Genomic DNA, 13864 nt, shown 5'->3' with positions numbered 1-13864 from the left:
GAATCGCTCTACCCGGCCTTCGGCTCTTTTCCCCACGGGGATGCGCCGATAGGCTCGCCTGTGCTACCGGTGTCAGCCGAGCGCGTCAACGCGGCATTCGTCAGCGCGCGGCTTTGGCGCTAGGGGCCACGCCGTGACTCGCCTTGCCCCGCTCCATGCCGATCTTGCCCTGCTGACCGAGCAGGGCCGCCGCCGCTCGCTTTCACCCCGCGCCGGGCTCGACTTTGCCTCGAACGACTATCTGGCGCTTGCCGGCGATCCGCGCCTTGCCGCGGCGGTACGCGCGGCGATCGATCGCGGCGTGCCGATCGGGTCGGGCGGATCACGCCTGCTGCGCGGCAATCACGAGGAGCATGAGGCGCTCGAGGCGGAGGCGGCTATTTTCTTCGGGACCGAGGCTGCCTTGTGGTTCTCCAGCGGCTTCGCCGCCAACGCCGCACTGCTCGCCACCCTGCCGCAGCGTGGCGACCTGGTGGTGCACGACGCACTGATCCACGCCAGCGCGCATGAAGGGATGCGACTGGGCCGTGCCGAGCGCGTAGCCGCCGCACATAATGATGCCCAGGCATTCGACGATGCGATTCGTGGCTGGCGCGATGCGGGCGGGACGGGGCGCCCCTGGATCGCGGTCGAGAGCCTCTATTCGATGGACGGCGACCGCGCCCCGCTCGACGCGCTGGCCGAGGTGGCGCGACGGCACGAAGCGATGCTTCTGATCGACGAGGCTCATGCCACCGGCGTGTTCGGGCCCGATGGCCGCGGCCTGGCCCATGCACTCGACGGGCAGGAGCATGTCGTCAGCTTGCGCACCTGCGGCAAGGCGCTGGGATGCGAGGGCGCGCTGGTCACCGGCGCGGCGGTGGTGCGCGACTTCTTGGTCAATCGCGGGCGGGGCTTCATCTTCTCGACGGCGCCGTCGCCGCTGATGGCGAGCGCGGTGCGCGAGAGCCTGCGCATCCTGGCCGACGAGCCGCAGCGGCGCGAGGCGCTGCACGCGCTGATCGCCGAAGCCGAGGCGCTGCTGGCGCCGCGCGGCGTCGCCCCGGCCGGCTCGCAGATCCTGCCGCTGATCCTGGGCGACGACCGCCGGACGATGACGGTCGCCGCCGCGGTGCAGGCCGCCGGGTTCGACGTGCGCGGCATCCGCCCGCCGACGGTTCCGCCGGGAACCGCGCGGCTCCGGCTGTCGCTCACCCTCAACGTTACCGCGCAGGATATCGCGCGTCTGGCGGACACGCTTCGGGAGACGCTGGCATGAGCCGCACCTTCGTCGTCACCGGCACCGATACCGATGTCGGCAAGACGGTGTTCGCCGCCGGGCTCACGGCTGCGCTCGGCGCATTCTACTGGAAGCCGATCCAGGCGGGCACCGACCAGGGCGGCGACAGCGGCGCGGTGGCGGCGCTGGGCGTCGATCCGGCGCGCATCCTGCCCGAGGCCTATCGCTTGGTCACCCCTTGCTCGCCCGATCTGGCGGCGGAGATCGACGGCGTCGTGATCGACCCGGATCGGCTGGTGCCGCCGCAGGTGGACGGGCCGCTAATCGTCGAGGGTGCCGGCGGCGCGCTGGTGCCGGTAACCCACGACCTGCTCTATGCCGACCTGTTCGCACGCTGGCAGCATCCGGTGATCCTTGTGGCGCGGACCGCATTGGGCACGATCAATCACAGCCTGCTCTCGATCGAGGCGCTGCGCTCGCGCGGCGTGCCGATCCACGGCATCGCCTTCATCGGCGACGCGGTCGAACATAGCGAGGCGACCATCGCCCGGATCGGCGGGGTCCGCCGGCTCGGCCGCCTGCCGCGGCTTGCCACGCTCGACGCACCGTCGCTGGCCGCAGCCTTCGCCGCCGGCTTCGACCTCGGGGATTTCGCATGAGTTCGCCGGTCTGGCACCCCTTTACCCAGCATGGCCTCAACGAGCCGATCCCGCTGGTCGAGCGCGCAGAAGGTGCCGCGCTGTATACCGCGGACGGCCGCCGGATCGTCGACGGGATCTCCTCCTGGTGGGTGACGACGCATGGCCATGCCCATCCCAGGATCATGGCCGCGATCGCCGATCAGGCGGCGCGGATGGACCAGATCATCTTCGCCGGCTGGACGCATCAGCCCGCCGAGGATCTCGCGCGCGCCCTGACCGCGATCATGCCGCCCGAGCTGACCCGGGTCTTCTATTCGGACTCGGGATCGACCAGCGTCGAGGTCGCGCTGAAAATGGCGCTCGGCTACTGGGCCAATCGCGGTGAGGCGCGCCACCGCATCCTGGTGATGCAGCACAGCTATCATGGCGACACGATCGGCGCGATGTCGGTCGGCGAGCGCGGCGTGTTCAACCAGCCCTATGGCCCGCTGCTGTTCGATGTCGGCACCCTGCCCTTCCCGGTCGCCGGCACAGAACAGGCGACGCTCGACGCGCTGGAGGCGGCGTGCCGCGAGGCGCCGGCCGCCTTCATCGTCGAGCCGCTGCTGCTCGGCGCGGGCGGAATGCTGATCTATTCGCCCCGGGTCATGGCCGAGATGGCGGCGATCTGCGCGCGCCACGACGTGCTGTTCATCGCCGATGAGGTGATGACCGGATGGGGCCGCACCGGCACGCTGCTGGCCTGCGAACAGGCGGGCGTCGTCCCCGACCTGCTGTGTCTGTCCAAGGGGCTGACCGGGGGCAGCCTGCCGCTGGCGGTGACGATGGCGCGTGAGGCGATCTATGACGCGCATCTGTCGCAGGACCGCGCACGGATGTTCTTTCATTCGTCCAGCTACACCGCCAATCCGATCGCCTGCGCCGCGGCCAATGCCAATCTGGCGATCTGGCGCGACGAGCCGGTGCTCGAGCGGATCACGGCACTGGCCGAGCGTCAGGCGGCGCGCCTGTCAGCGCTCGAAGGCGTCCGCAATGCGCGGCAGATCGGCACGGTGACCGCGATGGAGCTGGCGGACGATCAGGGCCGCTATTTGTCCGATCTCGGCCCGCGCCTGCTTGCCTTTTTCCGCAACCGCGACCTGCTGCTGCGACCGCTGGGCAACACCGTCTATGTCATGCCACCCTATTGCATCGACGATGCCGACCTCGATCGCATCTACGCGGCCATCGCCGAAGCCTGCGCGATTCAGGCCAGCCCGAATTAAATCGACGCTGTTCATTACGATTTCCATTTCGCGACGGGCATGATGCCATTATCCTTTCAACCGTAACGGAGGACCGGATGGGCATTCTCGATTTTCTTTCGAAGCAGTTCGTCGAAGTCATTGACTGGCAGGAAAAGCCCGGTGAGCTGGCGCTGCGCTACGCAATGGATAACCGCGAGATCAAGAACGGCGCGCAGCTGACCGTGCGCGCGGGACAGATCGCGTTTTTCTATAATGAAGGCGTGATGGCCGACGCGTTCCGCCCCGGCCTCTATACGCTGGAGACCGCCAACCTCCCGCTGCTCACCGCGCTGCGCAACTGGGACAAGGGCTTCGCCTCGCCGTTCAAGGCCGATATCTATTTCTACACCCAGAAGGAGCAGGCGGGCCTGAAATGGGGCACCGCCCAGCCGATCACGGTACGCGACCGCGAATATGGCGCGCTGCGCATCCGCGCCTTCGGCAGCTATTCCTTCCGGATCGAGGATGTGCCGACCTTCGCGGTCAAGATGATGGGCACGCTCGACAAGCTGCGCGTCGACGATATCGAACCGCAGCTGCGCGGCGCCATCTCGACCGCGATCGCCACGGCGCTGGGCGGCGGCGACACGGCCTTTATCGACCTGGCGGCCGACCAGACTAGATTGTCCGAAAAGCTGATGGCTGCGGTCCAGCCCGCCTTCGCGCAATGGGGCCTGTCGTGCACCAGCTTCTATGTCGAGAGCCTGTCGCTGCCCGAAGAGGTCCAGGCGATGCTCGACAAGGCAAGCTCGATGCGCGTCGTGGGCAATCTCGACCAGTTCGTCCGCTTCCAGAGCGCCGAGGCGATCGAGACCGCCGCTGCCCAGTCGGGCGGCGTCGCCGGAATCGGCGCGGGCGCCGCGGCCGGCATGGCGATCGGCCAGAGCATGGCGGGCGGGATCGGCGGCGCGGCCGCGCCCCAGCCGGCGGCTCCGGCCGCGCCGCAGGAGGATGCGTTCGCGCAGATCGAGAAGCTGCACAAGCTGATGACTGCCGGGGCAATCACCCAGGAGGAGTTCGACGCCAAGAAGGCCGAGCTGATGGGCCGCATTCGCTGACCCCATGAGCCTGACCATTCCCTGCCCCAATTGCGGTGCGGAAGTCGTGTTCCGCTCCGCTAGCCTGCCGTCGCGGGTGTGCGACTATTGCCGATCGCTGCTCGTGCGCAGCGATGCGGGCGTCCAGGTCGTCGGCCAGTCGTCGCCGCTGCCGTTCGACATGAGCCCGCTCCAGATCGGCGCGCGGGGGCAGCTGGGCGACCATGGCTTCGAGACGGTCGGCCGCATTCGCTGGGGCTGGACGGACGGGGCGTGGAACGAATGGCTGCTGCTGGCCGGCAACGGCAAGACCGCCTGGCTGGGCGATGCGATGGGCCAGTTCATGCTGATGCAGGAGCGTGAGCTGGCCAGCGTGCGCAGCCGCCAGATCCAGATGATCGCCGAGGGCCGCGATGCGCGGCCCGGCGCCGAGATCCAGATCGACAAGGAGCGGATGACGGTCGTCGACGCCCGCGATGTAATCTGCCTGTCGGCAGAGGGCGAGTTGCCGTTCACCCCGCGGCCGGGATGGAAATTGTACAGCGTCGACCTCCGGGGGCGCGACGGCGGCTTCGCCAGCATCCAGCGCGACGAGGCGGGAACCAGCTATTATCGCGGCCGCTATGTCAGCCTGGAGGAATTGAAATTCCGCGGCCTGCGCCGCTTCGAAGGCTGGACGCTGCCCGACTATGCAGCCTGAAACGCCCGTGAGCGACGCGCAGCCGGCCGGCCCGCGCCTCGAACCCTCGCCCAGCGCGACGGTGCTGACCTGCCCGTCCTGCGGCGGCAGCGTGAAGCTGCGCGCCGCCGGCTTCTCGGTGACGGTCGGCTGCGAATATTGCGGCTCGCTGCTCGACGTGACCAACCCGACGGTCAAGCTGCTGGTCGAGGATCACCGTGCCCGCGCCGAACTCGCCATCCCGCTGGGCACCCGTGCCACACTGCGCGGGATCGAATGGGAAGTCGTCGGCTATCTGCGTCGGTCCGAACGCGGCGCCTATGGGTGGGAAGAATATCTGCTCTTCAACCCCTATCGCGGCTATCGCTGGCTGATCGCCAACCGTGGCAGCTGGAGCCTGGGCGAAATGCGCACCGACGCGCCCAGCGGCAGTTCGGGCACCATCCAGATCGATGGCGAATCCTACGAGCCGTTCTTCGCCAGCGGCACCGCCCAGGTCGATTATGTGCTGGGCGAATTCTACTGGCGCGTCGCAAAGGGCGAGACGGTCAGCACCGATGACTGGGCGCGCCCGGGCTTCATGCTGTCGCGCGAGAAGAACGCGCATGAAATCAGCTGGACGCTGTCGGAATGGCTCGAACCGGACGAGATGAAGGCGTTCGGCGTGACGCCGCCCAAGCGCATCTGGCCGCCGCTGCCGCACCAGCCCTCCCCGCACCGCGCCTGGCTGAAGCGCGGGTGGAAGGTCGCGCTGGCGGCGATCGTCGGCCTGTTCTTGGCGATGACGATATTCGGCGGCTCGCGCGAACTGGTGGACCAGACGCTGTCCATTCCGCGCACCGGGGCGGAGGCGAGCAGCACGATTGGCCCCATCACGCTCAATCGCCCCTATCAGAAGGTCGAGATCCGCGCCGACGTCCCGGCACTCGAAAATGGCTGGGTCGATCTGGACTATCGCCTGGTCAACCGCGCCACCCAGCAAAGCTATCAGGCCTATGGCGCCGCCGAACGCTATTCGGGTCGCGACTCGGACGGATCGTGGAGCGAGGGATCGCGCGACAAGGAGGTCTCGGTCGCCAGCGTGCCGGCGGGCACGTACGACCTGGTGGTCGAGTATAAGGGCAATCGCTGGACAGATCCCAATGCTCGCAATGGCGTGTCGCTCAGCGTCACCGGCATCGGCTCATGGGATTCGCGCGGCAGCGACGATGGCGGGTGGATGGCCAGCGCCGCCGACCCGCAATTGCGGGTGCGGGTGTCCCAGGGCGCGCTGTTCTTCGGCAATTTCATCATCGCCCTGTTGCTGATCGGCATACCGCTGATCTGGGTGGCGCTGCGCCACCTCAGCTTCGAGAGCTCGCGCCGGTCGCAGAGCGATTTCGCCGGCGGCGATGACGAGGATGATGATTGATGGGCAAGATGTTCGTCTATCTGCTGTGGTGCGTCGCCGTGATCGGCCTCTACCTCACCTCAGGCATCTTCGCCTATTCGCCCTTTGCCGACGCCGGCCGTGCCGGCGCCGCGCGGGGCTATTACGGTCCAACGCACAAATAAGGGGAACAGGAAATGGCTACGACCCTCCCGCAGGTGATCGCCACGCTCGTCTATTCCGGCCTCGGCATGCTGGTCTTCGTTGTCGGGTTCGTCGTGCTCGACCTGCTGACGCCCGGCAAGCTGTGGGAAGAGATCGAGGAAAAGAAGAACCTTGCCGTGGCGGTCTTCGCCGGCATGGTGGCGATCGCCCTCGCCATCATCGTCGCCGCCGCGATCCATGGCTGAGGCAGATCCCGGAAGTCCGCCGATAAAGACGTCCGCGCCCGCCGCGGCGCTGCTTGCCTCTGCCTTCGTCGTCGCAACCTGCGGCCTGATCTACGAACTTCTGGCCAGCACGCTGGCCAGCTATCTGCTGGGCGACAGCGTCACCCAATTCTCGACCGTCATCGGCAGCTATCTGTTCGCAATGGGGATCGGCAGCTGGTTCTCGCGCTATGTGAAGCGCGACGAACTGCGGCTGTTCGTCCGGGTCGAGTTGCTGATCGCGCTGCTCGGCGGCTGTTCGGCGGCCGCCCTTTTCCTGCTCTTCCCGGTGATCGACCATTTCCGGGTGGCCTTGTACGGGCTGGTGCTGGCGATCGGCTTTCTCGTCGGGCTCGAGATCCCGCTGCTGATCCGCATCCTGCGCGGCTATGATTTCCGCGAGGTCGTGTCGAACGTGCTGACCTTCGACTATGTCGGCGCGCTGGCGGCCAGCCTGTTGTTCCCGCTCGTGCTGATGCCGCATCTCGGCATGATCCGCACCGGCTTCCTGTTCGGCATCTTCAACGCTGCGGTCGCGCTGGCGCTGTTGTTCGCGCTGCCGCGCACCAGCCGGTTCCGGATGGAGAAGATCGCCTCGATCCTGCTGCTGATCGGCCTGGGCGCCGGGTTCGTCGCGTCCGAGCGGCTGCAGCGCTGGGCCGAGGTCGCCAGCTATGGCGAGCCGGTGATCTATGCGGTCAGCTCGAAATTTCAGCGGATCGTGCTGACCCGCCGCAACGACGACCTCCGGCTCTATCTCAACGGCAACCTGCAATTCTCGTCGCGCGACGAGTATCGCTATCACGAGGCACTGGTCCATCCGGTGCTGGGGCGGGTCGAGAGCCCGCGCAACGTGCTGATCATGGGCGGCGGCGACGGACTGGCCGCGCGCGAGGTGCTGAAATATCCCAGCGTCCAGCATCTGACGCTGGTCGATCTCGACGGCGAGATGACTGCTCTGTTCTCGCGCAGCGACATGCTGACTCGGCTGAACGGCGGATCGCTGACCAACCCGAAGATGAAGGTCATCAACGCCGACGGCTTCCGCTGGGCGCGCGAGGCGACCGGACGCTATGACGCGATCATCATCGATTTTCCCGATCCGGTCGATTACTCGGTCGGCAAGCTCTATACCGAGACCTTCTATCGATCGGTGCGCAAGCTTCTCGCGCCCCGGGGGATGATGGTGGTGCAGAGCACCTCGCCGCTGGTCGCGCCCAAGGCGTTCTGGACGGTAGCGACGACGCTGGAGGCGGCCGGGCTCCAGACGCGCGGCTATCATGTCTATGTCCCCAGCTTCGGCGAATGGGGCTTTGTCCTCGCCTCGGCCGGGCCAATCCCGGAACATGCCCGCATCCTGCCCGGTGGCCGGTTCATCACGCCCGAGATCGCCGATCGGCTGTTCGATTTTCCGCCGGACATGGCGCGCCGTCCAACCCCGGTGAACCGGCTCGACAACCAGGCGCTGGTGCGCGAGTTCGACGAGGCCTGGGGCCGCTATGAAGGCTGACCGCCGGGCGGTGCTGGGAATTGGTGCGGGCGTGGTTGCGGCGGCAGGCGCAGGCCTGGCCTATGGTCTTCGCGACGACCTGCTTCCGGCAGGCGACCTGTCCGGTGCCGACATGGCGCGCGGACACCGGCTGCGCGACGGCGGCTTCCCCGCGCCGACCCGGCACGAAGACGTCGATCTCGTCATCGCCGGCGGCGGCGTCGCCGGCCTGGCCGCCGCCTGGCGGCTGAAGGATGCCGGGTTCGACCGGTTTCGCCTGCTCGAGCTGGAGGATACGGTCGGCGGCAATGCCCGCAACGGCCGCAACGCCGTGTCCGCCTATCCGCTCGGCGCACATTACCTGCCGGTCGCCAATCGCGAGGCGGGTGCGCTGCGCCATATGCTGCGCCAGTTCGGGATGATCACCGGCGACCGCGACGGCGTGCCGGTCTATGATCCGGAACAGCTGTGCGCCGACCTTCAGGAACGGCTGTTCTGGCAGGGCCGCTGGCAGGAAGGGCTGATCCCGCGCACCGGCCTGTCCCAGCGCGACAAGGCGGACCTCACCGCATTCGACAAGGCGATGCGCGACTTCTCCACGCGCATCGGCAGCGACGGCAAGCCCGCCTTCGCGCTGCCCATGGCCTATAGCTCGCGCGACGAGGATCTGCGCGCGCTCGACCGCCTCAGCTTCGCGGCATGGCTGGACCAGCGCGGCTGGCACTCGCCGGTGCTGCGCGCGCATATCCGCTATGCGACGCGCGACGATTACGGGACCGAGCCGGGCGAGGTCTCGGCCTGGGCAGGCATTCATTATTTCGCTTCCCGCCGCGGCTGGGCGGCCGATGGCGCCGGCGGCAACGAGCTGACCTGGCCCGAGGGCAATGGTCGGCTGGTCGCGAGGATGGCCGCGCAGTTTCGCGACCGGATCGCCTCGGGCCATATCGTCCACAAGGTGGCGCGCGACGGCGACCGCGTCCTGATCGACAGTTTCGATGCCAAGGCGGGGACCAGCATCCGCACCACGGCGCGCGCGGCGATCCTCGCCATGCCCCATTTCATCGCCGCGCGGGTTGCACCCGAAATCGGATCGGCCAAGGGGCACAGCTATGCGCCCTGGCTGATCGCCAACGTCACCGTCGACCGCCTTCCCGGCGGCCCAGGCGTGCCGCTGGCCTGGGACAATGTGTCGACCACCAGCAACTCGCTCGGCTATGTCGTGGCGACGCATCAGGGGCCGAACGCGATCTCGCCGGCCAGCGTGCTGACCTGGTATCTCCCTCTGTCCGACATGCCGCCCACGGTCGCGCGCCGACTGCTGGTCGAGCGGCCGGCGGACGAGTGGAAGCGGATCGTGCGCGACGACCTGCTGGCGATGCATCCCGACATGGATGACGCGATCCGGCGGATCGACCTGTGGCGCTGGGGTCATGCGATGATCCGTCCCACCCCTGGCTTCCTCGCCCGTGCCGATGCGGCTCCCCCCGCCCCGCCCCTCTATCTGGCGCATAGCGACCTGTCGGGCCTGTCGCTGTTCGAGGAAGCCCATTATCGTGGCGTCCGCGCCGCCGAAGCTGCGATGACCCAGCTCGGCCATGCCCATGAGAGCCTGTTGTGACCGCGACCCCATCCTATCAAGGCATTCACCTGATCGCCGACCTGCACGGCGCGCACGGGCTCGATGACGAAGCGCTGATCGGCCGCTGCCTTGCCGACGCGGCGGTTGCCGCCGGCGCGACGCTGATCGAGACGCGGCTGCATCACTTCGGGCCGGGTATGGGCGTGACCGGCGTTGCGCTGCTCGCGGAATCGCACATCTCGATCCACAGCTGGCCCGAGCATCACTATGCCGCGGTCGACATCTTCATGTGCGGCGTCGCCAATGATCCCGACGCGGCGCTGTCGCTGATCGCCGAGGCACTGGGCGCACGGATCGAGAATCGCGTGGCGCTGCGCCGCGGCTATGGCGCGCTGACGCCGAGCATCGCGGCGCGCTGACACCGTCCTTCCGGAAGCGTTGACGATTTGCGCGACCGGCCGATCCGGTTATGGACCGGATATGAGCGACTTCGCCGGCATCATCCGCAACGACGGCGGCCCCGTCGATGATCCGACGGTGGACCGGCTGCTTCGCTCGCTCGACGGCAGTGGCAAGCCGCGCGCCTGGCGTCCGGACCCGAGCTGCGCGTTCGTCGAGCGCCGCGGTTTCGCCAGCCATGACAATGGGTCGAAGAATCCGCCGATCCAGCGCAGCGAGGGTCGCGTGATCCTGGCGACCGCCTGGCTGTCCGACCCGCGCGGCGTTCGCGACGCGCTCGCCCTGCCCGGCAACGACGTGCCCGATCACCGCACGCTGCTGGCGCTGGCGACCGATCGCTGGGGGCCGCTGGCGGCGGCCGAGCGCCTGCACGGCGACTTCGCCGTGGCACAGTGGGACGAGCGCGATCGCCGGCTGACCATTGCCCGCGACGCGCTGGGGTCGCGCCCGGTTTATTATGCCGCGCTTCCCGGCATGATCGTCTTCGCGACCACGCTCCAGGCGATGATGGCGCTGCCCCAGGTGCCGCGCGACCTGGACGAGGTGATGCTGGCGCACAGCCTGACGCTGGCGATGCAGGATCAGGAACAGACGCTCTACGCCCATATCCGCCGCGTGCCGCCGGGCGGATCGATCCGCTGGCAGGACGGCCGGCTCGAGACCGCGCGCTGGTTCACCGCCGACGGGATCAAGCCGGTTCGCTATGCCCGCGACGACGACTATGTCGAGGCGGCGCGCGAGCTGCTCGACCGGTCGGTCGCGGCGCGGCTGTCTCCGGATGGCCGCACCGGGGTGACGCTGTCCGGCGGGTTCGATTCGACCGGCGTCGCCGCGACCGCCGCGCGACTGATGGGCGACAGGCCCCTGCTGGCCTTCACCCGTGCCGCCGGCGCCGATCATCCCGAAGAGGGGATCGACGAGCGACGTCTGGCGGGCGTGCTGGCCGCGTCCTACGCCAATATCGAGTGGAACGTGATCGACGACACGCGCGAGAATCCGCGCGACGTCGAGCCCGAGATCGAGATGGGCGCGCTGCTGGTACCGCGCCGCGGCAGCTTCAATGGCACCTGGTTCGAGAGCCTGTTGATCGAGGTCGACCGGCGCGGCGTCGACGTGCTGCTGAACGGCGGGGTCGGCAATTCGACCCTCTCCTGGGAAGGCAGCCCCGATTATGCGGCTCGGCTGAAGCGGCTCCAGCTTCGCGGCCTGTACCGCGACCTGCGCGCGATCGGGCGACAGCATGGCCTGTCGCCGGCGCGCGTCGCGGCAAGCGCCGCTTGGCTGAGCCACGCGCCGCGCAGCTGGCAGCGCTGGGCGAACAACCGCCGCATCGGCAGCGACAAGCCTTGGCTCGACCATTGCCTCGTCTCGCCCGCTTTCCTCGACGAGGTCGATTATGCCGCCGAGGGCGAGCGGCTGGGCCACGACATCCCCTTTCGTCCCGATTACGACAACCGCGAGCTGCGCCTGCGGATGCTGCAGGGACAGACGGGGCGCGACATGGCCCCCTTCGCCCGGCGACGCTGGGCGGGTGCCCGGCGCGATCCCTATCACGACCGGGCGATGGTGGAATTCACCCTGGGCATTCCGGGCGACCAATATTGGCGCAACGGCACGTCGCGCTGGCTGGCACGCCGCGTGCTGGCGGACCGCGTCCCGGCCGAAATCCTATCGCAGCGCCGCAAGGGCCGCCAGTCGCCCGAATGGTATTATCTCGCCACTCGCCGGCTCGACCAGACCGCCGAGGCGATCGAGCGGGTGGCGCGATCCCCGCTGGCCTCGCGCGTGCTCGACATTCCGCGGATGCGCGAGATCATCGCCACCTGGCCCAAGGATGCGGAGAGCGCGCGCGACCTGCGCGTGCTGTACGGCCATGCGCTGAACCGGGCCATTTCGATGGGCGGCTTCCTGCGCTGGCACGAGGGAAGCAATGAGTGACGTGACCTGTGACTATTCGCTGTGCGGCTGGCGGCTGGCGAGCGCGATTCCGCTGCCCGAGCTTGGCCCGTGGGACGGCGACGACCGCGCGCCGGAGGTGCGCTTCGTGCTCGGCGACGTGCCCGCCAGCCTGGACGAGACCCTGTTCGAGACGCCGATCGCGCAGGTCGGTGCCGATGGCCGCATCCGCTTCGAGATCGACGGGATCGCCGCCTATCTGGTCGAGGGCGGCAATCACGTCACCATCGCGCCGCAAATGGCCGTGGACGCGCCCGACATCCGCCTGTTCCTGCTCGGCACCGGGCTCGGCTATCTCTGTCACCAGCGCGGTATGGTCCCGATCCATGCGGCCAGCGTCGAGATCGACGGGCGGGCGGTGATGCTCGCCGGATCCTCCGGCGCGGGCAAGTCGACGCTCGCCTCCGCCTTTGCCCGGCGCGGTTTTCCCGTCCTGTCGGACGATGTCGCGCCGCTGACCCTGGCCGGTCCTGCCCGGATCCTGCCCAGCCTGCGCCGCATCCGCCTGTGGCGCGATTCGGCGCATCATGCCGGCTGGTCGGAGGGCGATTTCGAGCCGTGCCGCGAGGATCTGGCCAAGTTCACCCGCGCGCTGGGTGACGCCCATGCCGACCGCGCACTCGAACCTGCGGCGCTGTTCCATCTGCACCATAGCGAACATGGGTCGGACGAGATCCGCTTCGACCGGCTGCGCGGCGCGGTGGCGGTCTCGGCGCTGCGCCAGCAAATCTATCGCTGGCGCGCGCTGGCCGGGCTCATGACCCCGGCGGGGGCTCTTCGTCGCGCCGGTGCCGCCGCCGAGCGCATCCCGCGCCATTTCGAGATCCGCCGCCCGATCGACTTTCGCCGGCTGGACGACACGATCGACGCGATCGTCGAGACGGTGCGGGCCGAAGCGTGAGCGGGATCCGCTGGCTGGTCTCCTATCCGAGATCGGGCAACACCTGGACGCGGCTGGCGCTGTGGACGATCCGCCACGGCGAACCCGCGGCGCTCGACCGGCTGGGCGAGTTTGGCCAGATGGCGCTCAGCCGCAAGCGGATGGACATGGTCCTCGACTGCGACACCGGGCTGATGACCGCGGACGAGGTCGAGCTGATCCGGCCGCATTTCCACCGAGCCCTCGCCCCCACCGAGCCGCTGGTGAAGGTGCATGACAGCTGGCGACTGAACCGACGGGGCCTGCCGGTCCACGATGCCGACGTCACCCATTCGGCACTCTATCTGATCCGCGATCCGCGCGACGTGGCAGTATCCTGGGCGCGGTTTCGCCATCGCTCGATCGACTGGGCGATCGACTTCCTCGCCGATCCGAACTCGGCGGTCAGCGGCAGCACCAGCAAGCTGTTCACCCAGACGCCGCAGCATGTCGGCAGCTGGTCGGGCCACGCCACCAGCTGGATCGACCGGAGCGGCCTGCACCCGCTGGTGGTGCGCTATGAGGATCTGGTCGCGGACACGTGCGGCTGGCTGGCCGCGATGGCTGAACGGCTCGCCTGGCCGGCGAGCGATGCAGTGATCGACATGGCGGTCGAGGCGACGCGCTTCGACCGGCTGGCGCGGCTGGAGCGCGAGACCGGCTTTCCCGAACATCCGCGTGGCACCCATGCGTTCTTCCGGCAGGGCCAGGCGCGCGGCTGGCAGGGCGCACTCACCCCCGCCCAGGTTGCTCGGATCGAGCGCGACCATGGCGCCGTGATGGAACGCTTCGCCTATCTCTAG

The 13864-nt window shown here is 68.5% G+C and carries 14 protein-coding genes; all 14 read left to right on the top strand.

All coding sequences use genetic code 11. The features are described from left to right. The first annotated feature begins 133 nt into the window (after positions 1 to 133). The 14 genes from ACZ1H8_RS18045 to ACZ1H8_RS17980 all read left to right on the top strand — a co-directional run bounded on the left by ACZ1H8_RS18045 (position 134) and on the right by ACZ1H8_RS17980 (position 13864). Positions 134 to 1258: an 8-amino-7-oxononanoate synthase gene (locus ACZ1H8_RS18045; protein WP_465178595.1), complete on the top strand. Its 1125-nt coding sequence runs from the start codon at positions 134 to 136 to the stop codon at positions 1256 to 1258. Beyond that, on the top strand, positions 1255 to 1878 hold the full coding sequence (gene bioD, locus ACZ1H8_RS18040) for a dethiobiotin synthase (protein ID WP_465178594.1): 624 nt from the start codon (positions 1255 to 1257) through the stop codon (positions 1876 to 1878). Before ACZ1H8_RS18045 ends, bioD begins: the two co-directional genes overlap by 4 nt. Next, entirely contained in the window at positions 1875 to 3125 is a 1251-nt protein-coding gene (locus ACZ1H8_RS18035) for an adenosylmethionine--8-amino-7-oxononanoate transaminase (RefSeq protein WP_465178593.1), read from the top strand. The genes bioD and ACZ1H8_RS18035 overlap by 4 nt, the downstream gene beginning before the upstream one ends. Positions 3126 to 3202: 77 nt before the next feature. Continuing rightward, positions 3203 to 4204: an SPFH domain-containing protein gene (locus ACZ1H8_RS18030; RefSeq protein ID WP_110156161.1), complete on the top strand. Its 1002-nt coding sequence runs from the start codon at positions 3203 to 3205 to the stop codon at positions 4202 to 4204. Between the two features lie 4 nt (positions 4205 to 4208). Further along, positions 4209 to 4883: a DUF4178 domain-containing protein gene (locus ACZ1H8_RS18025; RefSeq protein WP_465178592.1), complete on the top strand. Its 675-nt coding sequence runs from the start codon at positions 4209 to 4211 to the stop codon at positions 4881 to 4883. A gap of 7 nt (positions 4884 to 4890) precedes the next feature. Then, positions 4891 to 6273: a DUF4178 domain-containing protein gene (locus ACZ1H8_RS18020; RefSeq protein WP_465178591.1), complete on the top strand. Its 1383-nt coding sequence runs from the start codon at positions 4891 to 4893 to the stop codon at positions 6271 to 6273. Next, entirely contained in the window at positions 6273 to 6416 is a 144-nt protein-coding gene (locus tag ACZ1H8_RS18015) for a hypothetical protein (RefSeq protein ID WP_181402494.1), read from the top strand. The genes ACZ1H8_RS18020 and ACZ1H8_RS18015 overlap by 1 nt, the downstream gene beginning before the upstream one ends. 12 nt (positions 6417 to 6428) lie before the next feature. Further along, entirely contained in the window at positions 6429 to 6641 is a 213-nt protein-coding gene (locus tag ACZ1H8_RS18010) for a DUF350 domain-containing protein (protein ID WP_110156164.1), read from the top strand. Continuing rightward, positions 6634 to 8169: a polyamine aminopropyltransferase gene (locus ACZ1H8_RS18005; RefSeq protein WP_465178590.1), complete on the top strand. Its 1536-nt coding sequence runs from the start codon at positions 6634 to 6636 to the stop codon at positions 8167 to 8169. The genes ACZ1H8_RS18010 and ACZ1H8_RS18005 overlap by 8 nt, the downstream gene beginning before the upstream one ends. After that, on the top strand, positions 8159 to 9766 hold the full coding sequence (locus tag ACZ1H8_RS18000; protein WP_465178589.1) for an FAD-dependent oxidoreductase: 1608 nt from the start codon (positions 8159 to 8161) through the stop codon (positions 9764 to 9766). The genes ACZ1H8_RS18005 and ACZ1H8_RS18000 overlap by 11 nt, the downstream gene beginning before the upstream one ends. Further along, positions 9763 to 10146: an adenosylmethionine decarboxylase gene (gene speD, locus ACZ1H8_RS17995; protein WP_465178588.1), complete on the top strand. Its 384-nt coding sequence runs from the start codon at positions 9763 to 9765 to the stop codon at positions 10144 to 10146. The genes ACZ1H8_RS18000 and speD overlap by 4 nt, the downstream gene beginning before the upstream one ends. Before the next feature lie 61 nt (positions 10147 to 10207). Continuing rightward, the gene (locus ACZ1H8_RS17990) at positions 10208 to 12124 is read left to right on the top strand and encodes an asparagine synthase-related protein (protein ID WP_465178587.1); all 1917 of its coding nucleotides are present in this window, start codon (positions 10208 to 10210) and stop codon (positions 12122 to 12124) included. After that, the gene (locus ACZ1H8_RS17985; RefSeq protein ID WP_465178586.1) at positions 12117 to 13043 is read left to right on the top strand and encodes a hypothetical protein; all 927 of its coding nucleotides are present in this window, start codon (positions 12117 to 12119) and stop codon (positions 13041 to 13043) included. The genes ACZ1H8_RS17990 and ACZ1H8_RS17985 overlap by 8 nt, the downstream gene beginning before the upstream one ends. After that, a complete protein-coding gene (locus ACZ1H8_RS17980) occupies positions 13040 to 13864 on the top strand; it encodes a sulfotransferase domain-containing protein (protein ID WP_465178585.1) in 825 nt (274 codons plus the stop codon). Before ACZ1H8_RS17985 ends, ACZ1H8_RS17980 begins: the two co-directional genes overlap by 4 nt.

It is taken from the genome of Sphingomonas sp. BL-S-25, from assembly GCF_055521555.1.
The sequence above is the reverse complement of the archived record's forward strand: the minus strand, read 5'-3'. Positions and strand labels throughout refer to the sequence as shown.